The 24,595-nt window shown below is 73.3% G+C and carries 19 protein-coding genes; 14 read left to right on the top strand and 5 right to left on the bottom strand.

The window, feature by feature from the left end:
* The first annotated feature begins 5 nt into the window (after window positions 1–5).
* From AC6I72_RS03750 to AC6I72_RS03740, 3 genes are all read left to right on the top strand, one after another.
* Complete coding sequence (locus AC6I72_RS03750; protein WP_497999438.1) at window positions 6–2,330, top strand: GH92 family glycosyl hydrolase; 2,325 nt, start codon at window positions 6–8, stop codon at window positions 2,328–2,330.
* A gap of 156 nt (window positions 2,331–2,486) precedes the next feature.
* On the top strand, window positions 2,487–3,872 hold the full coding sequence (locus AC6I72_RS03745; RefSeq protein ID WP_497999437.1) for a wax ester/triacylglycerol synthase family O-acyltransferase: 1,386 nt from the start codon (window positions 2,487–2,489) through the stop codon (window positions 3,870–3,872).
* A gap of 129 nt (window positions 3,873–4,001) precedes the next feature.
* Window positions 4,002–5,501: an SDR family NAD(P)-dependent oxidoreductase gene (locus AC6I72_RS03740; RefSeq protein WP_497999436.1), complete on the top strand. Its 1,500-nt coding sequence runs from the start codon at window positions 4,002–4,004 to the stop codon at window positions 5,499–5,501.
* Window positions 5,502–5,529: 28 nt separating this feature from the next.
* Here AC6I72_RS03740 and AC6I72_RS03735 read toward each other — a convergent pair whose 3' ends face one another.
* Window positions 5,530–6,066: a hypothetical protein gene (locus AC6I72_RS03735; protein ID WP_497999435.1), complete on the bottom strand. Its 537-nt coding sequence runs from the start codon at window positions 6,064–6,066 to the stop codon at window positions 5,530–5,532.
* A gap of 436 nt (window positions 6,067–6,502) precedes the next feature.
* On the opposite strand from AC6I72_RS03735, the gene AC6I72_RS03730 reads away from it, so the two are divergent.
* Complete coding sequence (locus AC6I72_RS03730; protein ID WP_366724548.1) at window positions 6,503–6,676, top strand: hypothetical protein; 174 nt, start codon at window positions 6,503–6,505, stop codon at window positions 6,674–6,676.
* A gap of 149 nt (window positions 6,677–6,825) precedes the next feature.
* Window positions 6,826–7,287, top strand: a complete 462-nt coding sequence (locus AC6I72_RS03725; RefSeq protein ID WP_497999434.1) for an iron chaperone — start codon at window positions 6,826–6,828, stop codon at window positions 7,285–7,287.
* Between the two features lie 36 nt (window positions 7,288–7,323).
* Here AC6I72_RS03725 and AC6I72_RS03720 read toward each other — a convergent pair whose 3' ends face one another.
* A complete protein-coding gene (locus AC6I72_RS03720; protein ID WP_497999432.1) occupies window positions 7,324–8,547 on the bottom strand; it encodes an amidase in 1,224 nt (407 codons plus the stop codon).
* Window positions 8,548–8,742: 195 nt separating this feature from the next.
* Here AC6I72_RS03720 and AC6I72_RS03715 point away from each other — a divergent pair, with 195 nt between their 5' ends.
* The 3 genes from AC6I72_RS03715 (at window position 8,743) to AC6I72_RS03705 (ending at window position 12,872) form a co-directional block, all read left to right on the top strand.
* A complete protein-coding gene (locus AC6I72_RS03715; protein ID WP_497999430.1) occupies window positions 8,743–11,127 on the top strand; it encodes an alpha-L-fucosidase in 2,385 nt (794 codons plus the stop codon).
* A gap of 260 nt (window positions 11,128–11,387) precedes the next feature.
* Window positions 11,388–11,639: an NfeD C-terminal domain-containing protein gene (locus tag AC6I72_RS03710; protein ID WP_497999428.1), complete on the top strand. Its 252-nt coding sequence runs from the start codon at window positions 11,388–11,390 to the stop codon at window positions 11,637–11,639.
* A 12-nt stretch (window positions 11,640–11,651) separates the two neighbouring features.
* Window positions 11,652–12,872, top strand: a complete 1,221-nt coding sequence (locus tag AC6I72_RS03705; RefSeq protein ID WP_497999427.1) for an SPFH domain-containing protein — start codon at window positions 11,652–11,654, stop codon at window positions 12,870–12,872.
* Between the two features lie 52 nt (window positions 12,873–12,924).
* Here the strand turns inward: AC6I72_RS03705 and uriT are convergent, their stop codons facing one another.
* Window positions 12,925–14,346: a uridine transporter UriT gene (gene uriT, locus AC6I72_RS03700; RefSeq protein WP_497999426.1), complete on the bottom strand. Its 1,422-nt coding sequence runs from the start codon at window positions 14,344–14,346 to the stop codon at window positions 12,925–12,927.
* A 9-nt stretch (window positions 14,347–14,355) separates the two neighbouring features.
* A complete protein-coding gene (locus AC6I72_RS03695) occupies window positions 14,356–15,327 on the bottom strand; it encodes a nucleoside hydrolase (protein ID WP_497999425.1) in 972 nt (323 codons plus the stop codon).
* Between the two features lie 329 nt (window positions 15,328–15,656).
* Here AC6I72_RS03695 and AC6I72_RS03690 point away from each other — a divergent pair, with 329 nt between their 5' ends.
* A complete protein-coding gene (locus AC6I72_RS03690) occupies window positions 15,657–16,403 on the top strand; it encodes a GntR family transcriptional regulator (RefSeq protein ID WP_497999423.1) in 747 nt (248 codons plus the stop codon).
* A gap of 314 nt (window positions 16,404–16,717) precedes the next feature.
* Here the strand turns inward: AC6I72_RS03690 and AC6I72_RS03685 are convergent, their stop codons facing one another.
* The gene (locus AC6I72_RS03685; protein WP_037861688.1) at window positions 16,718–17,764 is read right to left on the bottom strand and encodes a LacI family DNA-binding transcriptional regulator; all 1,047 of its coding nucleotides are present in this window, start codon (window positions 17,762–17,764) and stop codon (window positions 16,718–16,720) included.
* Window positions 17,765–17,984: 220 nt separating this feature from the next.
* Here AC6I72_RS03685 and AC6I72_RS03680 point away from each other — a divergent pair, with 220 nt between their 5' ends.
* The 5 genes from AC6I72_RS03680 to AC6I72_RS03660 all read left to right on the top strand — a co-directional run bounded on the left by AC6I72_RS03680 (window position 17,985) and on the right by AC6I72_RS03660 (window position 24,566).
* Window positions 17,985–19,274, top strand: a complete 1,290-nt coding sequence (locus AC6I72_RS03680) for an ABC transporter substrate-binding protein (protein ID WP_497999421.1) — start codon at window positions 17,985–17,987, stop codon at window positions 19,272–19,274.
* Window positions 19,275–19,280: 6 nt separating this feature from the next.
* On the top strand, window positions 19,281–20,237 hold the full coding sequence (locus AC6I72_RS03675; protein ID WP_497999420.1) for a carbohydrate ABC transporter permease: 957 nt from the start codon (window positions 19,281–19,283) through the stop codon (window positions 20,235–20,237).
* Window positions 20,234–21,136: a carbohydrate ABC transporter permease gene (locus AC6I72_RS03670; RefSeq protein WP_497999419.1), complete on the top strand. Its 903-nt coding sequence runs from the start codon at window positions 20,234–20,236 to the stop codon at window positions 21,134–21,136. Before AC6I72_RS03675 ends, AC6I72_RS03670 begins: the two co-directional genes overlap by 4 nt.
* A 92-nt stretch (window positions 21,137–21,228) precedes the next feature.
* Window positions 21,229–22,485 (top strand): glycoside hydrolase 5 family protein, encoded by a 1,257-nt coding sequence (locus AC6I72_RS03665; RefSeq protein ID WP_497999418.1) that lies wholly within the window; start codon window positions 21,229–21,231, stop codon window positions 22,483–22,485.
* Window positions 22,482–24,566: an endo-beta-N-acetylglucosaminidase gene (locus tag AC6I72_RS03660; RefSeq protein ID WP_497999416.1), complete on the top strand. Its 2,085-nt coding sequence runs from the start codon at window positions 22,482–22,484 to the stop codon at window positions 24,564–24,566. The genes AC6I72_RS03665 and AC6I72_RS03660 overlap by 4 nt, the downstream gene beginning before the upstream one ends.
* Window positions 24,567–24,595 lie beyond the last annotated feature (29 nt).

Here is a 24,595-nt window from a genome sequence, read left to right as displayed (position 1 = left end):
CCTGCATGAGCTGGACCCGGAGCCTGCGCCTGTGCGTGGGAGCGGCGGCGGTGGCGGCGTCCGCGCTGTCCACCGCCCCCGCCCCCGCACAGGCCGCGGCACCCCGCGACGCCCGGCTGACCGACCTGGTCAACCCGTTCATCGGCACCGCGAACGAAGGCAACACGTTCCCCGGCGCGACCGTGCCCTTCGGCATGGTGCAGTTCTCGCCGGACACCGGTCACAGCACCGGCTACGACTACGCCCACAGCCGCGTCCGCGGCTTCTCCCTGGTCCACCTCTCCGGCGTCGGCTGCCGCATCGGCGGCGACCTGCCGGTGCTGCCCACCACCGGTGACGTCACCCGGACGGACTACGCGAAGTACGCGACCGGCTTCCGCCACGAGAACGAGCGGGCGAGCCCCGGCTACTACCGCGTCGCGCTGGACTCCGGCATCGAGGCCGAACTGACCGCGACGACCAGGACCGGCGTCCAGCGCTACACCTTCCCGGCCACCGACAAGGCCAACGTCCTGCTCGACGCGGGCCAGGCGCTGCACCGGATGGTCGCCTCCTCGGTGGAGATCCTGGACGAGCGCACGGTGCGCACCGCGATCACCGGCCGCGGCTTCTGCAAGGACACCCTCCCGTACACCGTCTACACGATCACCCGCTTCGACCGGCCCTTCACCGCGTACGGCACCTGGGACGGCACCACCGTCACCCCCGGCGCGCGGACCGGGCGCGGCGGCGCCTACCTCCGCTTCGACACCACCCACGACCGCACGGTGGAGGCGACCACCGCGCTGTCCTACGTCGACGCGGCCGGCGCGGCGGGCAACCTGCGCGCCGAGGGCGGCCGTTCCTTCGCCGCCGTGCGCGAGGCGGCCCGGCGGGCCTGGGAGAGGCGGCTGGCGGACGTGCGGGTGAGCGGCGGCGACAGCACCCGCCGGCGCACCTTCTACTCGTCCCTGTACCGGTCCTTCGTCGCGCCCAACGTCGGCGAGGACGCCGACGGCCGCTACACCGGCTGGGACCGGCGCGTCCACCGCAGCCACGGCTTCACCTACTACCAGAACTGGTCGCTGTGGGACACCTACCGCACCCAGGCGCAGCTCCTCGCCCTGCTCGCGCCCCGCGAGTCCCGTGACATGGCCGTCTCCGTGATCCGGGTGGCCGAGGAGAGCGGCTGGCTGCCCAAGTGGGGCTACGGCACGGTCGAGACGAACATCATGACCGGCGACCCGGTCACCCCGTTCCTGACCAACGCCTTCCAGCAGGGCCTGCTCAAGGGCTACGAGGAGCGGGCCTACCGCGCCCTGAAGAGGAACGCGGACGGCGTCCCGCCCGCCGCTTCCCCCGCGGTGGGCCGCGACGCCAACGAGGACTACATCACCCGCGGCTTCGCCCCCTACGCCAAGGGACACGAGCCGGCCAAGGCCGGTCACTCGGACTACGCCTTCGGCGCCTCTGCGACCCTGGAGTACGCCCTGTCGGACGCCGTGCTCGCCCAGATGGCCCGGTCCCTCGGCCACCGCGAGGACGCCGCCCGGTGGGCCGCCCGCTCCCGCAGCTACCGGCACCTGTTCGACCCCTCTACGCGCTTCTTCCGGGCCCGCGACGCCTCCGGCGCCTTCGCCGGGCCGTGGAGCCCGGCGCAGAGCGAAGGGTTCCACGAGGGCACCGCCTGGCAGTACCAATGGCTGGTGCCGCAGGACCTGCCCGGCGTGGTCGACCTCATCGGCGGCAAGCGGCTCACCAACGACCGGCTCGACGAGTTCTTCGCCTACGACCAGCTCCTCACGGATCCCGCCCGCACCGCCCGCGAGGTGTGGGTCAAGGATCCGTACGCCTACTACGACACCGACCGCTACAACCCGCTCAACGAGCCCGACCTGCTCGCCCCGTACACCTACCTGTCGACGGGGCAGCCGTGGAAGACGAGCGACGTGGTGCACGCCGCGCTGACCCTGTTCACCGACGAACCGACCGGGATCACCGGCAACGACGACCTGGGCACCATGTCCGCCTGGGACGTGCTGTCGTCCATCGGCCTCTACCCGGTGCAGCCCGGCTACGGCACCTGGGGCCTGTCCACCCCGGTCTTCGACCGCGTCGACCTGCGGCTGGACCCCCGCTACCACCCCCGCGGCGCCCTCACGATCGAGGCGCCCGGCACCTCCTCGGAGGACCGCTACACCCAGACGGTCAGCGCCGACGGGGTGACCCACGAGCGGACCTACCTGACCACCGGCGACCTGCGCCGGACCAGGACGCTCAGCTACACCGTGGGCCCGCGGCCCTCGTCCTGGGGCACATCGGCGCAGGCGGCGCCGCCCGCACTCGGCTGACGCCCGGGGCCCCGCGTCCCGTGACCGCCGTGTCCCGCCCCGCCCGCCGGGGCGGGACTTCATCTGACGTTAACTGTGCGTAACTTGATCGTGCTTGACCGTAATCAGCCGCAGGCTGTTGACTGCAGACTCACCCACCGTCGACGGAGGCAAGCCTTGACCCCTGACCTGCTCGCTCCCCTCGACCTGGCGTTCTGGAACATCGAGTCCGCCGACCACCCCATGCACCTCGGCGCGCTCGGGATCTTCTCCGCCACCTCGTCCACCGCCGGGGCGCACGCGGCCGACCTGCTCGCCGCCCGCGCCGCCGGCGTTCCCGGGCTGCGCCTGCGCATCCGGGACGTGTGGCGCCCCCTCGGCCCGCGGCAGCCCTCCGCCGACGGCCGGCGCCACTCGCTCGCCGACGGCCTGCGCCGGCCGCTCGGCTTCGGCGGCGCCGCCCGCGAACCCGACCCCTGCTTCGACCCGCTCCACCACGTGCGGCTGCACACCCCGGCCACCGACTTCCACGCCGCCGCCGGACGGCTCATGCAGCGCCCCCTGGAACGCAACCGGCCGCCGTGGGAGGCCCACGTGCTGCCCGGCGAGGACGGCACCTGCTTCGCGGTCCTGTTCAAGTTCCACCACGCCCTCGCCGACGGGCTGCGCGCCCTCACCCTGGCCGCGGCCGTCCTCGACCCGGTCGACCTGCCCGCGCGGCGCCCGCGGCCCGCACAGCCGCCGCGCGGCCCGCTGCCCGACGTACGCAGCCTGCCCGGACTCCTGCGCGGCGCGTTCTTCGACGTCGGACGGGCCCTGGACATCGGTGCCCGCGTCGCGCGCTCCACCCTCGTCGCCCGCACCACACCCGCCCTCACCGCCGAACCCACCGGCACCCGCCGCACCGCCGGCGTGGTCGTCGACATCGACGACGTGCACCTGGTGCGCAAGGCCGTGGGCGGCACCGTCAACGACGTCCTGATCGCGGTCGTCGCCGGTGCCCTGCGCCGCTGGCTGGAGGAGCGGGGCGAAGCGTGCGACGGCATCGCCCCGCGCGCCCTGATCCCCGTCTCCCGGCGCCGCCCGCGCACCGCCCAGCCGCCGGGCAACCGGCTCTCCGGCTACCTGATGGAACTGCCCGTCGGCGTCCCCGACCCGCTGCGCCGCCTCGCCGCCGTGCGCACCGCCATGGACCGCAACAAGGACGCCGGACCCGACCGGGGCGCCGGCGCCGTCGCCCTGCTCGCCGACCACGTGCCCGCCCTCGGCCACCGGCTCGGCGGCCCCCTGGTCGGCCAGGCCGCCCGGCTCTGGTTCGACATCCTGGTCACCAGCGTCCCGCTGCCCGGCTTCGGACTGCGCCTGGGCGGCCACCCGCTCACCGCCGTCTACCCCTTCGCGCCGCTCGCCCGCGGCCAGTCCCTCGCCGTCGCGGTCTCCACCTACCGCGGCCAGGTCCACTACGGCCTCGTCGCCGACGCCAAGGCGGTACCGGACCTGAACCGGCTGGCCCGCGCCCTGACCGAGGAGGTGGAGACCCTCATCACCGTCTGCGGGCCCTGACCCGCCGCCCCCGCGGGCCCTTGATCGTCACGCGTTTGGCGGGAGCGCCCGGCGCTGCCGTAAAATCCCCCGTTCGAAAGCGGTCGCGAGTCGGAGCGCCGCACGAAGGACCAGGGAAGCGGCAGCGCGATGACGGTGACAGACGAGGGCTCCACGACCATGGACGAGGTCGTGTACGCGCCCGGCGAGGAGGCCGCGTACGGGCCCGGCATCGACCCGGAGCGCCTCGCCGTCTGCCTCGACGTGCTGCGGGAGCTGGACGGCATCGAGGTCGACCACCCCGACGCCGTCGCCGTGCGCCGGGCCACCTCGCACATCTACCGCATGGTCAAGCAGCGCCGCCGCCAGGAGCGCCGGGCCGCCAAGACCGCCCACGACAAGGCCGTCACGGAGGCCACGGCAACCGGCTCGGCGCAGCGCATCGACGACGAGACCGAGGGCATCCTGCCGTCCTCCGCGACGGGGGAGGGCCAGATCGCGGGGATACTCAGGCGCCCGCGCTCCTGCTACGTCTGCAAGCAGCGCTACGTCGAGGTCGACTACTTCTACCACCAGCTGTGCCAGAAGTGCGCCGCCGAGAACCGCGCCCGCCGCGACGCCCGCGCCGACCTGACCGGCAAGCGCGCCCTTCTCACCGGCGGCCGGGCCAAGATCGGCATGTACATCGCGCTCAGGCTGCTGCGTGACGGCGCGCACACCACCGTCACCACCCGCTTCCCCAACGACGCCGTCCGCCGCTTCAAGGCCCAGCCCGACAGCGCGGAGTGGATCCACCGGCTGAAGATCGTCGGCATCGACCTGCGCGACCCCGCCCAGGTGGTCGCCCTCGCCGACTCGGTCGCCGCCGAGGGCCCGCTGGACATCCTGATCAACAACGCCGCCCAGACCGTACGGCGCTCCCCGCAGGCCTACAGCGAGCTGGTCGCCGCCGAGTCGGCCCCGCTGCCCGCCGGTGAGCTGCCCGCGGCCGAGGTGATCGGCACCTTCGGCTCCGGCGCGGTCGCCGCCCTGCCGGTGGCCGGCTCCGGCGCGCTCACCGCCGAGGACGTCACCGGCCTCGCCCTGGTCTCCGGCTCCGCCTCCCTGGAGCGGATCGCCGCCGGCACGGCCATCGACGCGGGCGGTCTGGTGCCCGACCTGCACGACACCAACAGCTGGATCCAGACGGTCGACGAGGTCACGCCGGTCGAGCTGCTCGAGGTGCAGTTGTGCAACTCCACCGCGCCGTTCATCCTGATCAGCCGCCTGCGCCCGGCGATGGCCGCCGCGGCGGCCCGGCGCACCTACATCGTGAACGTCTCCGCCATGGAGGGCGTCTTCGAACGCGGCTACAAGGGTGCGGGCCACCCGCACACCAACATGGCCAAGGCCGCCCTGAACATGCTCACCCGCACCGCCGCCCAGGAGATGTTCGAGAAGGACGGCATCCTGATGACGGCCGTCGACACCGGCTGGATCACCGACGAGCGCCCGCACCCCGACAAGGTCCGCCTCGCCGAGGCGGGTTTCCACGCACCGCTGGACCTGGTCGACGGCGCCGCCCGCGTCTACGACCCGATCGTGCGCGGCGAGGCGGGCGAGGACCTGTACGGCGTTTTCCTGAAGGACTACGCGCCGGGCAAGTGGTGAACGGCCGCGCCTGAGCCCTGACGGTGCGTCAGTCGACGGCGCCGAGACGGGCGTTGCGGGCCGCGACCAGCTCCAGGACGGTGCGCCAGTCCTCCAGGACCCCGGCTCCCGCGGTGTCGCCGGCGCCGCGGGAGCGGGCCTCCTCGTCCGCGAGGCGCAGGGTCAGGGCGTCCTCGTCCAGGGGGCGGGCGGGGCGGTCGCCGGCCGGGGCGGCCTGTTGCCGCACGAGCCGGAAGACGCGTTCACCGAGCAGGCCGCGCACCGCGTCCGCGGCGCGGGCCGCGCGGACGGCGGCGGCCTGCGGATCGGCGCCGCCGCCCGGACCGAGCAGGGCGCCGATCCCCAGGACCAGGCCCGCGACCTGCAGTTCCTTGTCCGCCGGGCGGCGCCGGCGCAGCAGCGCGGCGGTGCGCAGCGCGTGCTCGTGGGGATCCGCGCGGCGCCGGGGCCGGTCCGGCGCGGCGGTGCCCCGCCCCGCGTCACCCGGTCCTGCCGTACCCGGTTCTGCCGTACCCCGTCCGGCGTACAGCAGGTCCATCAGCTCTTCGACACTGCGCAGCTCCATGCGTCAGTCCTCCCGCGGGACGGCCGGTGCGGTACCTCAGCAGATCACGGCGACCTTGCGGCGCGGCCAACGGGAACTGAACTGCGTGACGTAGACCGAACGGGTGAATCGCCCGCCGCTCCACAAAGCGACAAATCACCTTGTACACGGCTCAATGAACACGCCTGACTTCAGATAGTTACCTGCTCTTTGCAGCCCCATCGAGCAGGGGGTCGCTCATTTGGTTAATCTGGAGTAGGCGGACAGCACCAAAGGGTTCCCACCACACCCACGGTCCGCCCCGGGGTGAGACGGTGCCCAACGGCCCGCTCGGACCTCAGTTGCCCGGCGCCACCGCGTCCGACCTGTTTCGACCCAGACCCGAGCGGGCGTCAGGTGCCGCAGCGCAGACTGCCGGTGACCGCCCCGAGGGTGACCGACACATAAGGAGTGCGCGGTGACACCGGAGAAGACGAATCGCGACCAGCGCCCCCAGGAGCTCTCGGAGCGCCCGGGCCGGCGGCCCGGAGACCTCGGCAGTCTCGACGTGTGGGCGCGGTCCGCCCCGATCCGCCTGGCCGGCTACGAGGACGACCTCGCCGAACCGCACATCCTTCCCAGCGTCGACTGACCGGTCCGGCGCGGCGGCCCGCCCGGGCGATCGGGCCCGCCGCCGGGCCGGTCCGGCGAAACGCGCCTTCCGGCCGCTCCGTCCGGGATAGGGTCCCCCGCAAGATCTCCACGATCTCCACGCCAAGATCACCGAGGGGGGCCTGTCCCATGGGCAGCACCGGTACCACCGACAGCACCGCGTACGAGGGTTTCACGGCCGAGGAACGGGCGGCGATGAAGGACCACGCGCGGGAGATGAAGGCGGAGGTACGGCGCAGGTCGCGCGCGGACAAGGCGGCGGAGGCCGAACGGGACGTGCTCGCCAAGATAGCCGAGATGCAGGACTCGGACCGCGTCATGGCCGAGCGCGTCCACGCGGTCGTCACGGCCGCCGCCCCGGTCCTCGCCCCCAAGCTCTGGTACGGCATGCCCGCCTACGCGCGGGACGGCAAGATCATCTGCTTCTTCCAGAGCGCGGAGAAGTTCAAGGCGCGCTACGCGACGCTCGGCTTCAGCGACCAGGCCAATCTGGACGAGGGTACGATGTGGGCCGCCGGTTTCGCCCTGACCGAGGTGACACCCGAGGTGGAGGCGCGGATCGCCGCCCTCGTGCAGCAGGCGGTGAGCTGAGCCGCACCGGGCGGATCGCGTCCGGCAGGCAGGAACTCACGTGAGCGGGGCCGTACGCGGCCACGGCCGCAGCCGCTCGATCCGCTCCGCGAGGTCCAGCAGGGCGCCCTCCGAGCCCGGGCGGCCCACCAGTTGCACCGCGCAGGGGGCACCGGAGGGCAGCGTCCCGAACGGCACCACCGCGGCGGGCCGGCCGGTCAGGTTCCACGGCCCGGTCATCGGCGAACAGGCCCCGTTGACCAGGACGTTGCGCAGCCAGCCCCGTTCGTGCCAGGGCGCGGCCCGCGGGGAGCGGCGGGCCAGCGCCGGGCAGAGCAGCACGTCGTGCTCGGCGAAGAAGGGCTCCAGCCGGGCCCGCAGCCGCTCCCGGGCGTCGCCCGTCCGGACCCCGTTCACGAACCGCCGTCCGACGGCGGCCTGCACCCGGGTGCGCCGGGTCAGCCGCCGCGGATCCAGGTCCGCGGCGTCCACGGCCGCCGCGTACGGCCGGCCGACCGTCACCCCGCGCAGGGGAGAGCGCACGGAGGCGGCGACCGACAGCGCGGACGGGTCCGCGGCGGCCGCCCCCGTGTCCGCCAGGACCGCGAGCATCAGCCGTGCGTCCGCCACCGTCGTGGTCAGCGGCCCGTTCTCCGACATCCCGAACCAGTCGCCGTTGCCGATGCCGGCCGGGACCACGCCGTGGCCGGGCTTGACGGTGACCAGGCCGCAGGTGGCGGCGGGTATGCGCAGTGACCCCATGCCGTCGTTGCCGAGCGCGAGCGGCACCATCCCGGCGGCGACCGCGGCCGCGCTGCCGCCCGACGAGCCGCCCGCGGAGCGCGCGGTGTCCCACGGGTTGCGGGCGGTGCCGTGCACGCCCTCCGTGGTCCCGAAGACACACAGTTCGGGCACGTTGGTCAGCCCCACCACGACCGCGCCCGCCGCCCGCAGCCGGGCGACGGTGACGTGGTCCCGGGTGTTCGGCAGGTCCGAGGTCGCCGCGGACCCGTTCCGGCTGGACTCGCCGCGCACCGCCAGATTGTCCTTGACGGCCACCGGCACCCCCGCCAGGGGCAGCCCGGCCAGGTCCGGGCGGACGCCGACCTCGTCGGCCTCGTCGAGCGCGGCCTCGGCGCGGACGGTGCGGAAGGCGCCGATCCGGCCGTCCAGCCGCTCGATGCGGGCCAGGTGCGAGGCCACCACCTCGCGGGCGGTGACCCGCTTCTCGCGCACGGCGGCGGCGATCTCGGCGGCGCTCGGGCCGGCCCAGCTGGTCACGGGGGCTCCCCGGCAGGGGGCGGGCAGGTTCGTACGCGCGGGTACGCAGGGCGAACTCTGCCCGCGCCCGCCTCTTCCGTCGAGAGGGCGGGCACCGTCATCCGATCAATGGCTCAACTTCCTTGCTGGTATGCCCCATTGACAGCCCATGGCGGCCGCTCAATCATCAGACATCCGATGAATCGGAGGCTGCTCATGAGCACGTATCCAAGACGTCACGTCCTGGGGGCCGCGGCGGGCGCCACCGCGGCGGCGGCCCTGCCGCTCGCGGCGGCGACGCGGGCACAGGCCGCCGGGACAGCCGGCGGACCGGACGGCGCACAGGCCGGCCGCCGGGCGGACGGCCCCGGCAACCCGTGGGCGCCCGTCCCCGACCCGGTGCCCGTCCCGCTGGAGGCCCTGTACGACAACGACGGCATCGACACCGCCGCCGCACGGGGCGGCGACTTCGACGGCTCGGGCTACACCTTCCCCGGCGAGGCACTCCCGGCCGGGCCGACCGAGGTCGACGGCATCCCCTTCCGCTTCCCGTCCGCGGCCGCCGGGGCGGCGGACAACGTCGTCGCCCGCGGCCAGCGCGTCGAACTCCCCAGGGGCCGCTACCTGTCGGCCGCCTTCCTGACCGCGGGCAGCTACGGGAACGCCTCCGGCACCGCCACCGTGCACTACGCGGACGGGACCACCACGACCGCCGGGCTCGGCGGCGCCGACTGGTACGGCGCGGGCGGCACCCTCTCCGCCCCCTACCGCTACCGGCCCGACGGGACCAGGGACGACCACCCGGTCGGCATCGGCACGGCGAACCTGTGGCTCGACCCGGCCCGCGAGGCGGTCGCGCTGACCCTGCCGGTGACCGGCCCGGCCCAGGAGGGCACGACGGCCCTGCACGTCTTCGCCCTCACCCTGCAACCGGTCGCCCGGGGCCGGGCGCTGATCCTGCGCGACGCCCGCTCGACCGCCTCGCTGCTGGAGGCGTCCGGAGCGCAGAGCGTCGAGGCCACCGTCGTCAACGCGGGCACGGTCGCCCTCCTCACGGACGACGCACTGTCCGTACGGGTCGACGTGGACGGCGCCCGCACCGTCGATCCCGCCCGCATCCGCCGGCTCGACCCCGGCGAGGAGGTCCGCGTCCGCGTCGGCATCCGCAACCGTCCGGGAACCGCGTCCGGTACCGTCCGGGACGGCACGGTCAGCGTCACCGGCCGGGGCACCACGGCGGCCGCCCGCACCGGCCGGCTGACCCTCGGCGTCCCGGACTACCGGCCCACCGAGGACTCCCTCGCCCGTCACCAGGCGCCGTACTGGTTCCGTTCCGCCAAGTTCGGCATCTTCATCCACTGGGGCGTCTACTCGGTACCCGCCTGGTCCCCCGTCGGCAAGCAGTACGCCGAGTGGTACTGGCACCACCTCCAGGACCCGGGCAACGCGGTGTACGCCCACCACCGGGACACCTACGGCGAGGACTTCGCCTACGACGACTTCATCCCGCGCTTCACCGCCGAGAAGTTCGACCCGCGGTCCTGGGTCGAGCTGTTCCGCGACGCCGGCGCCCAGTACCACGTGCTGACCTCCAAGCACCACGAGGGCTTCGCCCTGTGGGACACCAAGGTCTCCGACCGCAACGCCGTGCGGATGGGCCCGCGACGGGACCTGGTCGGGGAGCTGTTCGAGGCCTCACGGCGGTACGCCCCCGCACTCCACCGCGGCCTGTACTTCTCGATGCCCGAGTGGTTCAACCCGGACAACCCCTGGACGGGCCACGGCCCGCGCAACCCCTACACCCTGCGGCCCGTGCCCTACACCGGCTACACCGCGGGCAAGGACTACGTGAAGGACTACCAGGCCCGGCAGATGCTGGAGCTGGTCCACGGCTACGACCCCGCGGTCATCTGGTGCGACATCGGCGGCGCCAACGACAGCCTCGACGTGCTCGCCGAGTACTTCAACCACGCCAAGAACCGCGCCCGTCCCACCGAGGTCACGGTCAACGACCGCTCCGGCATCGCCTTCCACGACTTCACCACGCCCGAGTACACGACGTACGACAACACCGTCGTCGCCAAGTGGGAGGCCAGCCGCGGCCTCGACCCCTTCAGCTACGGCTACAACCGGGCCACCCCCGACGCCGCCTACATGACCGCGGAGGAGGTCGTGCACAGCCTCGTCGACATCGTCTCCAAGAACGGCAACTTCCTCCTGGACATCGGCCCGCGCGCCGACGGCACCATCCCTGAGATCATGCAGGCCCGGCTGCGGGAGACCGGCCGGTGGCTGCGCACCAACGGCGAGGCGGTCTACGACACCACCTACTGGTCGCGGACGGCCCAGCTCGGGGCCGACCTGCGCTTCACCGTCCGCCCCGACGAGGCCTTCTACATCCACTCGCTGGCCCGCCCAGGGGCGAAGCTCACCGTGGAGGCCCCGGTGCCGATCCGTCCCGGCGACAAGGTCACCATGCTCGGTCACGACCGGCCGCTGACGTGGACGGTGCGCGGCGGCGCGCTCGTCGTCGACGTGCCCGAGGCCGCCCGCCGGGCAGGCCGGTACGCGTGGGTCTTCAAGATCGAGTGGCACGGCTGAGCCCGCCCGCACGGCCGCGGCGGAGCGGTTCCGCCTCCGTCGCGTCCCACCCCGGCCCGCGGCACGGCGAGTTCGGCCCGCACCGCCCGCGCACCTGAGCCGGGAAGCCGCCCGGACCCGGGCCGGGGCCCGCGGTCCCCGGCGGTCAGGGGCCGAACCCGCCGCCGGGGGCCGTCCGGGTGCGTCCGACGCGTAGGCGGCTCGCCCGGGTGGGTCTAAGGTCGGAAGAACAGGACGAGCACGAGGGGAAGTAGTCGGCGATGGCGCAGGACGAGGCCGTGATCGGCTGCACGGGGGAGCTTCTCATCGGCACGCGCGGATCCGCCGGTCCCGGCGAGATCCTGGTGCGGGTCAGAGGCGGATCCGAGACCTTCCTCGCCTGGTCGCAGGAACCGTTGCCGATCGGTGCGACGGTCCTCGTGGTGGACTCCCGTGGATGCCGTCAGGTCGACGTCATCGAGTGGGGCGACCCCCTGGACAGGTTGCGCGACGATGCGGCCGACGCAGGCTAAGGAGAACAGACCATGTTCGGTTACCGCGTTCCCGCCCCCGACGAGGCGATGCTGATCTCGGGCGGCAGGCGGGGACTGGGGGGCGCGCCGTTCCGGGTGGTGACGGGGCACGGCAAGTTCGTGCTCCCGGTCTTCCGCAAGGTCCGCTTCCTCACCCTGTCGATGTGCGAGTCCGAGGTCGTCGAGACCTGTGTGACCAAGCAGGGCATCGCGCTGCACGTGCGCGCCGTCATCGCCTTCAAGGTCGGCAACGACACCGAGAGCATCATCAACGCGGGCCAGCGGTTCCTCTCCGACCAGGACCAGATGTCCGTCCTGACCGGCCGGATCTTCGCCGGTCACCTGCGCGCCATCATCGGCTCGATGACGGTCGAGGAGATCGTCACCGAGCGGCAGAAGCTCGCCGCCGAGGTCCTGGACACCTCCAAGACGGAGATGGCGAAGATCGGCCTGATCGTGGACTCGCTGCAGATCCAGTCGATCGACGACGGCGACACCGGTTACATCGACGCCATGTCCGCGCCGCACAAGGCGGCCATCCAGCGCCAGGCGCAGATCGCCCAGGCCCAGGCCAACCAGGCCGCCGCCGAGGCGGAGCAGGAGGCGGCGCGCCGGCAGGCCGAGTACGCGCGGCAGACCGCCGTGGTGAAGGCGGAGTACTCCGCCGAGGTCGACCGGGCGCAGGCGCACGCCGCCCAGGCCGGCCCGCTGGCGCAGGCGCACGCCCAGCAGGAGGTGCTGGCCGCCCAGACCGAGCTGGCCCAGCGGCAGGCCAAGCTGCGCCAGCAGGAACTGGTCGCCGAGATCGTCAAGCCCGCCGAGGCCGAGGCCGAGCGGGTCAGGATCCTCGCCGCCGCCGAGGCGCAGCGGATGAAGATCCAGGCCGAGGCCGCCGCGTCGTACGACCGCGTCGCCCTGGACCGGATGCTGATCGACCAGCTCCCGCAGATCGTCAAGGAGGCCGCGGGCGGCCTGGCCGGCGCCAACGTGAACGTCCTGAACGGCGCGGACGGGCTCGGTGAGATCGCGGCCGGCCTGGTCGCGCAGGGCCTGACGATCCTCGACTCGGTCCGGCAGAACCTGAACGGCAACGGCAGCGGTGACCGCCCGAGCGGCGGCGGCCGCGCGGAGCAGGGCGACGGCCGGCTCGAACTCCAGGGACCCTCGGCGGCGAAGCCGGACGGCGACGGCCGCCCGGGCGAGGGGGACGGCCCGGCCCGGCGCACCTCCTGAGAGACGGACACCCACGGCCCGGCCTTCTCCCTGAAGGCCGGGCCGCAGGGGCTCAGGAGGAGACCTCGGCGCCCTCGGGCCGGGGGATGAAGAAGGAGGCGCCGAACGCCGCCACGACGACGGCCAGGCCGGTGAGCATCGCCGCCGTGTAACCGGCGGAGGAGTCGCTGCCCGCCGGGCTGCCCGCGACCTGCACCGCCGACAGCAGGGCGAAGCTCAGCCCGGCGCCCAGGCCGAACGCCGCCGAGATCAGCCCGGGCAGGAACCCGGGGTTCTCCTTGGGGGCGAGGACCACACCGAGCAGGTTGAGGACGATGTTGGCCACACCCGCGTACGCCACGCCGAGCAGGACCGTGCAGACGACCATCACCGGCAGCGAGTGCACTCCGGCGAGCGCCATGACCGCGATCACCACGGCGCCGGCGGCCAGGCCCCAGCGCAGCACCCGCCGGTAGCCGAGGACCGGCGCGAGCCGCCCGGTGAACGGGCCGACCAGCCAGCCCACCAGCGCGAACGGGGTCAGGAAGACCACCGAGGCGAGGCTGGAACCCATGCCGAAGCCCACCGTGCCGTTCTGCGCGAGGGACATCAGGACGCCGTTGACGGTGGCGAAGACGCCGACGAGGGTCAGCAGGGTGGTCAGCAGCGGGGCCCAGGTGGCGCGCCGGCGCAGGTCGTCGGTCCGCACCAGCGGCTGCGCCTGCCGCTTCTCCACCCGCCAGAACACCGCGAAGGCCGCCGCGGCGACGACCAGCAGGCCGATCGCCCGCGGCCGGTTCGCCGCGCCCAGCTTCTCCGCCTCGTCCACGGCGACCAGCAGGGCGACGACGCTCACCACGAGGGGGGCCACACCCGCCCAGTCCATCGGGGTCCCGGCCGACGGCCGGGACTCGGGGCAGCCCGCACGCATCAGGACCGCCGCGAGGACGGCGACCACCGCGATCACCCAGAAGACGCTGCGGAAGCCGTACGCACCGGCGAGCCAGCCGCCGGCCAGCGCGTCCACCCCGGCGATGCCGCCGTTGACCGCCGCGACCACGCCCATCAGCGTGCCGAACCGCTTGGGATCGGTGACCTCCGAGCGCAGCATCAGCAGGGAGATCTGCACGACGGGCCCGCAGGCGCCCTGCACGGCCCGCGCGACGTCGAGGACCGCGATGTTCGGGGCCAGCGCGGCGAGCACGGTCCCCGCCGCCATGAGCACCAGCATCCACAGCAGCACGCGCTTGCGGCCCACGATGTCGCTGAACCGGGGCAGGAACAGCGAGAACATCGCGGACGCGGTGAAGAACACGGTCTGCGACAGACCGGTGTCCGCCTCGCCGGTGTGCAGTTCCCGGGCCATGGTGACCAGGGCCGGGCTGAGCATGCTGGCGTTGAGCTGGAAGGCGGTGCACGCGGCGAGCAGCGCCGTCATCAGCGCCGCCGTCCCGGCCGCCGTCCTCGCCGGCCGGGTGGTGAGGTCAGTGGTCATCGCGCCGTCTCACTTCCGGACCTGGCACAGCCGGTCGACGAGGAGGCCGGGGAAGGTGCCGTCGGTCTCCAGGACGACGACGGCGTTGGCCCCGCTCTGCCCGGGGTAGCCCCGGTACAGACCGCGGGTGTCCGCGACCAGGGCGCCGCGGGCCGCGCCGTCCGCGGTGTCGACCGTGACGTGCACCCGGGGCGCGAGTTTCGGGATGACCTCGCCGACGGCGATGCCGGCCGCGAGCGGGTCGTGGCAGGCGGAGCCCCGGAAGGGCAGCGCCGTCTGCTCGTGGAAGGCGAAGTAGAAGTCGAGGATCTCACCGGCGAGCGTGCTCACCGGTGTCCCCGCGGCGAGCAGCCGCTGCCGGTGCGCCTCGGTGAGGTTCTCCCGCATGGTCACGTCGAGCGGGACGAGGGTGAGGTCCCAGCCCGCGGCGAGCACCAGTGCGGCGGCCTCGGGGTCGTTGCCGATGTTGGCCTCGGCGACCGGGCTGATGTTGCCGGGGTGGTGCACGGCGCCGCCCATCACCGTGACGTGCGAGACCAGTTCCGGCAGCCGGGGCTCCTTGCGCAGGGCCAGCGCCAGATTGGTCAGCGGGGCGGTGGCGAGGATGTGCAGGTCCCCGCCGGCCTCCCGGGCGGTGTCGATGATGAGGTCCACGGCGTGCCGGGGATCGGGCGCGGCGGCGGGCGCGGGCAGGCGTACGCCGCCGAGGCCGCCGTCGCCGTGCACGAAACTCGCGTCGGCGTTGACGGCACCGCGCAGCGTGGCGTCGGCGCCGGAGGAGACCGGGACGCCGGTGCGTCCGGCGGCCTCCAGCACCTGGAGGGTGTTGAGCGCGGCCCGCTCGGCGCTGGTGTTGCCCGCGACGGTGGTGACCGCGCGCAGGTCGACTCCGGGGGTCTGGCACAGGTACAGCAGCGCGACGGCGTCGTCGATGCCGGTGTCGCAGTCCATGAGCAGCGGACGGGAGGCGGTGACGGGCATGGCGTCTCTTTCAGGCTGGCGGGGCCGGCGCGGGGTAGGCGACGGCCGGAGGAACAAGCCCCGTAATTTGTCTGACAACTTTCGGTGAGCTGGCGAGAGGGTACGCACGCCGTCGCGCCCGGCACAAGAGTGATCCCGCGCACACCTGTGGACCGGACCCGGCACCCCTCCGAGCCGTTTTCATAGGGGCGTACGCGGTGCGGAGGGGTGAGGGCGGGGAGGGGGCGGCCTCGAAGACGTGCCCGGACGGCCCGTCGGACGGGGGGCTATTCTGGACCGGGCCGGATGCCGGTGCCGCCATAAATGTCAGACATATAACGGGAGCCTCGATGCCTCGGCAGGGAGACCGCCGCCACTCACCCCGCGTCGAGCTGTACCAGCGCATCGTCGCGGCGATCGACGACGGCACCTTCCCGCCGGGGGCCCGGCTGCCCTCGGAACCGGTCCTCGCCGCACGGCTCGGCGTCAGCCGTCCGGCGCTGCGCGAGGTGCTCATCCTGCTCCAGGAGGACGGGGTCATCACCCGCCGCCAGGGCTCCGGCAGCACCGTGAACCAACTGCCTCCCGCGCCCGGTCTGGAGCGGCTGCTGCCCGTGGAGGAGCTGCTCGGCCCCGGCGCCGTGCGCTGCCGGCGGCTCGGCACCGACCTGGAGGAGCCCACCGACTTCTCCGGCTACCACCTGCGCCTGGCGCCCTCCGCGCGGGTGCCCTTCTGGGAGACGGTCGTCGACGTCGACGGCGCCGCGGCCTGCTTCGCCCACGAGTGGGCGGCCGACCGCACGGACCTCGAAGCCGTCGACCCGGCTCTGGCCGCCGTGTTCGACGCCGCGGCCGAAGGACCGGCGACCACCATGCTCGCCGCCTTCCTCGCCGTGGGGCCCGCGTCGATGACGGCCCGCAGCACCCTGGGCGCCACCATGCTCGGCAAGGAGCGCGGAGCGGCCACCTCGCGTCCGCCGGAGACCCCGGCGCTCCTGGTCACCCAGACGGTCGCCGTGTCCGGCCGGCCCGTGCTGGCCGCGAAGTACCTGTTCCCGGCCGGCGCCCCGCTGCTGCACCTGGCACCGCGCCGCTGACCGGGAGGGGGCCCCACCGGGCCGGCCCCGCACCGCCGCGGCCCCGGCTCCCGGCCCGGCCGCTCGGCCGGCGCCCCTCGGCGGACGCCGTCGCGCTGGGAGCTGCGGACAGAAGGGGGCCCCGGCGCCCGGCACGCGCTCTCACCGCGTCGCCGGAAGGCCCTGGCAGCTCCGCCACAAGGACCTTCCGGCGCCTCGCGGTCGCGCGCACCGGACGGCACGCCCCGCCTCCGTCCGCTCGCGGCCGGTGGCGGTCCGGGGCCGGTCCGCGTGAGCTGGTCGGGCTCCCCTTGTGTCCGCAGCTCCTACGCCGTTCAGGCGTCCCGCGCCGCCCCCGTGCTCTCCCGTTCGATCAGCCGGGGCACCGGGACCCGTACCGTGCGGGCCGGGCCGCCGTCGAGCAGGGCGGTCAGCTCCCGGGCCGCCGTGCGGCCGAACTCCATGCTGTCGCGGGACAGGGCGGACAGCCACGGCCGGACCATGCGGCACAGGGCCGAGTCCTCCCAGGACACCACCGACACGTCCGCCGGTACGGAGAAGCCGAGTTCGCCCGCCGCGGCCACGCCGGCCAGGGCCATCACGTCGTTGTCGTAGATCAGCGCCGTCGGGGGAGCGGGGGAGCCGAGCACCCGGCGGGTGACGGCGGCGCCCTCGGCGTCCGAGTAGTCGGTGGTCACCGACTGCACGCCGGTCAGCCCGCGCCGCTCGGCCTCGGCCCGCAGCGTCCGGATCCGGCGTTCGGTGTGGGCGAGGCCGGACAGGCCCGCGATGTGCGTGATCCGCCGGTGCCCCAGCCCGTACAGCCCGTCCACCACCGAGGCCATCGCGCCCGCGTCGTCCGCCCACACCGTGGACAGACCGGGGTGCCGCTCGTCGGGGGCGCCGCCGATCACCACGGCGGGCAGGCCGAGTCCGTCGAGCAGGTCGGGGCGCGGGTCGTCGGTGCGCGGGTCCACGACGAGCACACCGTCGACCCGGTGCTCGGCCCACCACCTGCGGTACACGTCGCACTCGTCGGGCACGTCCTCCACCACCTGGAAGAGCAGCCCGAGATGGCGTTCGGCCAGCACTTCCTGGATGCCGGAGACCAGTTGCAGGAAGAAGGAGTCCACGCCCAGCGTGTCGGCGGGCCGGGCCAGCACGAAGCCGATGGTGGCGACGCCCTCCCCGGACAGTGCGCGGGCCGCCGTGCTGGGCCGCCAGCCCAGTTGCTCGGCGACGCGGCGGACCCGGTCGCGGGTGACCTCGGAGACGCCGGGCCGGCCGTTGAGCGCGAAGGAGACGGCGCTCTCCGAGACACCGGCGCGGCGCGCGATGTCCTTCATCGTCGGACGGCGCGCCGGAGAGCGCTTGGCCGGCATGGTCCCCCTCATTTCTCAGCGGTGATCACTAAAGCGCTTGAGTGGAAGCACCCTAAAGCGCATTAGTCCTCGCTGGCAAGTCCCTTCCCATACGCCCCTGACCTGCACTAATGTGGCCGAGGTTGCATTAGCAGGGCCGAATCCATTGACTTTTCACGAACTCGGCATGCATCGTCACTGCCGACACCAGCCGCCGACGCCGCAAGGGAGCCGTGTCACCGTGCCCATATCCCGCAGAGCACTTGCCGCCGCCGTCACCGCCCTCGTCCTGCCGTTGAGCGCCTGTGGCTCCGGCGGCGACGACGCCGGTTCGACGGACGCCTCCGGCAAGGTCGAGGGCGACATCACCTTCCAGACCTGGAACCTGCGCGCCAACTTCAAGGACTACTTCGAGGGCGTGATCGGCGACTTCGAGAAGAAGTACCCGGGCACGCACGTCAAGTGGGTCGACCAGCCCGCCGAGGGCTACCCCGACAAGATCAGCGCGGACGCGGCCGGGGGCACCCTGCCCGACGTCGTCAACGTCGCCCCGGACCTGGTCGCGCCGCTCGCCAAGGCGGGCCTCGCGATGGACCTCGACAAGGCCGCCGCCAAGTACAAGGGCGAGTACCTGCCCGGCGCCTGGGCCAGCCACCAGGTCCCCGGTCTGCCCGGCACGTACGCCTTCCCCTGGTACCTGAACACCGGCCCGCTGTTCTACAACAAGGCGCTCTTCAAGCAGGCCGGCCTGGACGCCGCGAAGCCGCCGAAGACGTACGACGAACTCTTCACGGACGCCCTCCAGCTGGCGCAGAAGTCCGGCGGCAAGGTCGCCACCCTCGCCAACGTGCCCACGATCGAGGACTTCGGCCGCTACGGCTCGACCCTGACGAACAAGGAAGGCACCGGCTTCGCCTTCAACGACGCCAAGGGCGTCGAACTCCTCACCAAGTACAAGCAGTTGTACGACGCCAAGGCCCTCGACCCGCAGGCGCTGACCGCCACCCCCGAGTCGACCGGCAAGAAGTTCCTCACCGGTGCCGTGGCCATGAACCCGGGCAGCGCCCTGGACCTGGACAACTTCAAGAAGCAGGCGCCGAACCTGTACAAGAACATCGGCATCACCGACCAGATCACCAGCACCGGCCACGTCAACATGTACGTCCAGGGCCTGATGGTGAACGCGAAGACCAAGAACACGCCCACCGCGGTCGCCTTCGCGCACTTCGTCACCGACGCCGAGCACCAGATGTCGTTCGCCAAGAAGGTCGCCATCTTCCCGAGCACCGCCGGCTCGCTGAACGACCCGTACTTCACCAAGGAGGACGGCACGGACGTGACCCGCGTCCGCATCGCCGCCGCCAAGTCCCTGAAGACCGCGGTCAACTACACGCCCGTGCAGTTCAGCGACCAGATGAAGACCGCGCTGCGCAACGAGGTCGCCAAGGCGCTCCAGGGCAAGCAGAGCCCCAAGGACGCCCTCGACAACGCTGTCAAGGCGTGTGACCAGCTTCTGAAGCAGCAGGGATAACGCACCATGTCCACCTCGACCGTCTCCCGGGCGCCCGCCGCGCGCCCGGACGGGCGTCCCGGCCGCCGCGCCACAGGCCGCCCGGCGACCCGGGTACGACGTCAACTGCCCACCAGTCCATGGCTGTTCGCCGCCCCTGGACTGCTGGTCACCGGCGCCTTCATCCTGTACCCGTTCGTCTCCACGGTGATCAACGCCTTCACCGACCGCCGCACCCTGCTCCCGGGCCACTTCGTCGGCCTCGCCAACTTCCGCGAGCTGCTGCACGACGACGCCTTCTGGATCGGCCTGCGCAACAGCACGCTGTACATGGCCGGCGTCGTTCCGGCACTGGTGATCCTGCCGCTGCTGCTCGCCCTGCTGGTGCAGAAGAACATCCCGGGCATCACCTTCTTCCGGTCCGCCTTCTACACCCCGGTCGTCGCCTCGATCGTCGTGGTCGGCCTGATCTGGGTGTGGATGCTGGACGAGCGCGGCCTGGTGAACTCGCTCCTGGAGACGGTCGGGCTGGGCAAGGTCGGCTTCCTCAGCGACCAGTGGCTGCTGCTGGTCAGCGCCATGGCCGTCACGGTCTGGAAGGGCCTCGGCTACTACATGATCGTCTACCTCGCGGCGCTCGCCAACGTGCCCCGCGAACTGCACGAGGCCGCCGCCGTGGACGGGGCGGGCGCGGTGCGCCGCTTCTTCACCGTCACCGTGCCCGCCGTCCGCTCCACCATGGTCCTGGTCGCCGCGCTCTCCTCGGTCGCCGCCTTCAAGGTGTTCTCCGAGGTGTACCTGATGGCCGGTCCCAGCGGCGGCCCGGCCGGCGAGGACACCACCCTCGTGATGCTCATCCAGCGCACCGGCACCGGCCTGACCGGCCGTGTCGGCTACGCCTCCGCCATCTCCCTGGTCGTCTTCGTCATCACCGTGATCCTCATGCTGCTCGTCCTGCGCGCCGACCGGAAGGAGGACGCGTGAGCACCGTGCAGACCCCGGCCGGCAGGACGCCGGCGCGCCCCCGCAAGCCCCGCTTCACCGACGAGAACGGCCGCCGCCACCGGGTGTGGGAACTGGTCCTGCGCTACGTGCTGCTGCTCGCCGTCCTCGCCCTGACCGTCGGCCCGTTCGTGTGGCAGCTGTCCACCTCGCTCAAGGGCCCCACCGAGGACATCTTCAGCTCACCGCCGAAGTTCCTGCCCGGCCACCCCACCCTGCACAACTACGAGCGGGTCGCCGACACCATCCCGGTGTGGGACTACGCCTTCAACTCCCTCAAGGTCGCCGCCGCCAACGTCGTCACCAACTGCGTCGGTTCCGCCCTCGCCGGCTACGCCCTGGCCCGGCTGCGCTACCGCGGCCGCAGGGTGGCCACCCTCGTCTTCGTGCTGGCCATGCTGGTGCCCGCCGAGGGCATCATCATCGCCCAGTTCACGACCATGCGGGAACTGGGCCTGAACAACACGCTCATCGGCGTCCTGCTGCCCGGAGCCGTCGCCTCCCTGAACGTGCTGCTGATGCGCAACGCCTTCCTCAACCTGCCCTACGAGATCGAGGAGGCCGCCTACGTCGACGGTGCCAACGTCTGGCAGCGGTTCCTGCGGATCGCGCTGCCGTCGGTGAAGGGCACCCTCGCTGTCGTCGCGATCTTCGCCTTCATGGGCGCCTGGGACGACTTCCTGTGGCCGCTGATCGTGCTCAGCGACCCGTCCAGGTTCACCCTGACCATCGGCCTCAACTACCTGCACGGCACCTTCGCCAACGACGAACGGCTCGTCGCCGCGGGCACCGTCATCGCCGTGGCGCCGTTGATCGCCCTCTTCGCCTGCCTCCAGCGCTACTTCTTCCGCGGGGTCGGCGAGGGCGCCGTCAAGGGCTGACGGGCACGGCCCCCACCGGGGGCCGTCCCCGGCCCCGTGCCACCGCAGTTCCCAGGCCTGAACACCGCACCCCCACCCGCAAGGACCCCCGCATGCCTTCTGCCGTGCGCTTCGGCGTCAACTACACCCCGAGCCAGGGGTGGTTCCACCACTGGCTCGACTTCGACCTCGACGCCGTACGCGCCGACCTGGACTCCATCGCCGCGCTCGGCCTGGACCACATCCGCGTCTTCCCGCTGTGGCCCTACTTCCAGCCCGACCGCGCCCTGATCCGCCCCCGCGCCGTGGAACAGCTGGTCCGGCTCGTCGACGCGGCCGGCGAACGCGGGCTCGACGTCAACGTGGACGGCCTGCAAGGACATCTGTCCAGCTTCGACTTCCTGCCCGCCTGGACCCGCACCTGGCACCGCCGCAACCTCTTCACCGACCCCGAGGTCCTCGACGGTCAGGCCGCCTACCTGCGCACCCTCGCCGCCGCCCTCGCCGACCGCCCCAACTTCCTCGGCATGACCCTCGGCAACGAGGTCAACCAGTTCTCCGCCGGGCCCCACCCCGACCCCGACCGGGCCACCGCCGAGCAGATCGACGCCTGGCTGGAGCGCATGCTCGCCGCCTGCGAGAAGGGCGCCCCCGGCAAGCTCCACCTGCACGCCGAGTACGACGCCACCTGGTACCAGGACGACATGCCGTTCACCCCCGCCCAGGCCGCCCGGCACGGCGCCCTCACCGCCGTCCACTCCTGGGTCTTCAACGGCACCGCCCAGCGCCACGGCCGCACCTCCGTGCCCACCGAGCACCACGCCGCCTACCTGATCGAACTCAGCAAGGCCTGGGCCGGCGACGCGCACCGCCCGGTCTGGCTCCAGGAGGTCGGCGCCCCCGCCCCGCTGATCCCCGCCGAGCACGCCGCCGCCTTCACCGAGGCCACCGTCGCCAACGCCCTGGACTGCCCCGACCTGTGGGGCATCACCTGGTGGTGCTCCCACGACGTCTCCCGCGAGCTGGCCGACTTCCCCGAACTCGAGTACAGCCTCGGCCTGCTCACCAACGACCGCCGGCCCAAGGACATCGCCCGCACCCTCGCCCGCGCCGCCCGCGAGCACACCTGTGCCCCGGCCCCGCGCACCACCGCGCTCACCGTCCCCGCCGACCCGGCGTCCCGCTCCCGCTGCGCGCCCGGCGGTGACGTGTTCGAGGCGTTCTTCCGGCTCACCGCCGACGGCGCCCGCCCCGCCACCGTCCTCGACACCCGCGCGGCCGACCAGGACCACCTGGCCGCCCGCGGCATCACGCACGTCGTCACGCCCGACCAGGTACTCCCCAACCCACCAGGAGGCACCCGCTCGTGAGCACACACCCCGTCCGGCGCACCGGCCGTCCCGACGGCCGGCCCGCCCGGCGCACCGTCCTGCTGGCCGGCGCGGCATCCGCGTTCCTGCCGGTGCCGGCCGCACCGCCGGCCCGGGCCGCCGCGGCCGCGCCGCACGCCGGTGCCGCCTCCGGTGCCGCCGCGTCCCTCCAGCCGTACGCCTCCTACTGGTACCCCGACTCGCTGCCCGCCGGCAGCCCGGGCGCCGGCATCACCTGGCGCAGCCTGAAGGACTGGCGCGCCGCCACCGACACCGACCTCGCCTTCAACGCGGCCTCCGTGCCGCTCGCCCCCCGCTTCACCCCCGTACCGGCGAACACCACCGCCCGCGGCGGACAGGCCAGGATCCAGTCCCTGGTCTCCTTCGGCCCCACCGCGGGCAACCCCTCCCAGGGATCGGCCACCGCCGACTACTACGCCCTCACCCACTGGGCGTACCTGGACGAACTGGTCTTCTGGGGCGGCTCGTCCGGTGAGGGACTGATCCTCGCCCCCAACGCGCCGATCGTGGACGCGGCCCACCGGCACGGCGTCCCCGTCCTCGGCAACGTCTTCCTGCCGCCCGCCGCCTACGGCGGACAGCTCCGGTGGACCCGCGACCTGGTCCAGCAGGACGCGTCCGGCCACTACCCGCTGGCCTCCCAGCTCGTGGCGGTCGCGGCGGCGTACGGCTTCGACGGCTGGTTCGTGAACGCCGAGACCGGCGGCGGCGACAGCGCGCTCGGTGCCGCCATGCTCGGCTTCGTGAGCGAACTGAAGCAGCTCGCCGCCGCCGAGGGACAGCGGATCACCTGGTACGACGCGATGACCGTCACCGGCTCGGTGAGCTGGCAGGGCGCGCTCGACGAACAGAACCAGCCGCTGTTCCAGGCCGCCGACGACATGTTCGTCGACTTCCGCTGGAGCCCGGACTCGCTCGCCTCCTCCGGACGCAGGGCCGAGCAGCTCGGCCGCAGCCGCTACGAGCTGTGGGCCGGTGTCGACGTGGAGTCGGGCGGCTCCGACACCGCCGTCGACTGGGACGCCATCGTGCCCGCGGGCGCCGCGCACACCACCTCCCTCGGCCTCTACCGACCCGAGTGGACCCGCAACCACCTGCCCGCCGGGCACACCCCGGAGCAGTTCCACGCCGCCGACGACCGGTTCTGGACCGGCCGCTCCCTCGACCCGTCCCGGCCCGACCCCGCCGACACCTGGCGGGCGCCCGCCGTGTCCGTGGCCGACCGGTCCACGGTCACCTCCCTGCCGTTCGCCTCCACCTTCAACACCGGCCACGGACTGCGCTGGTACGAGCGGGGCGTGACCACCTCCGACGCCCCCTGGAACCACCTCGGTCTCCAGGACCGGCTGCCCTCCCGCCGCTGGAGCGTGCGCACCGACGGGCAGCGGCCCGCCGTCTCCTTCGACTTCGCGGACGCCTGGCACGGCGGCAGCAGCGTCCTGGTGGACGGCGCGCTCGACCGGCCCGCCGTCCTGGACCTGTACGCGACGCGGCTGCCGCTGGGCCGCAACACCGTCGTCGAACTCACCCACCGCGCGGACGCGGGCGACGTACGGGTGGAGCTGGCCGTGGCGACCGCGGAGCCGGACGCGGCCGGGGCCGCGCCGCCGTACACGTACCTCCCGCTGCCGGCCGCGGGCGGCGACGGCTGGCGGACCACAGCCGTGCGGCTCACCGGTCTGTCCGGCACCGTGCACGCGCTCGGGGTGCGGCTGACCGCCACCGGCGGCGGCCCGGTGCGCTGGCGGCTCGGCGCCCTCGCCGTCCGCGAGAAGCCCGTCACCCCCACCGCCCCGCACAGGGTCCGCGTCACCGCCGCCGCGGGCGGCGACCTCCGGCTCGCCTGGCACCACCGGGCACCGGGCACGGTCCGCCACTACACCGTGCACCGCGTGCTGCCCGACGGCGGCCGCCGCTTCCTCGGCGCCACCGGCCAGCGCGCCCACTTCGTCACCGGCCTGACGCCCGCCCCGGGCGAGCGGGCCGTACGGTTCGAGGTACGGGCGGTGGGGGAGCTGTACACCTCCTCGGCCGCCGCCACCGTCACCCACCCCTGGTAACCACCCGCCGATCCACCCGCTGACGTACG

Source organism: Streptomyces sp. Xyl84, from assembly GCF_059731885.1.
This window is presented reverse-complemented; position numbering and strand designations above follow the sequence as displayed.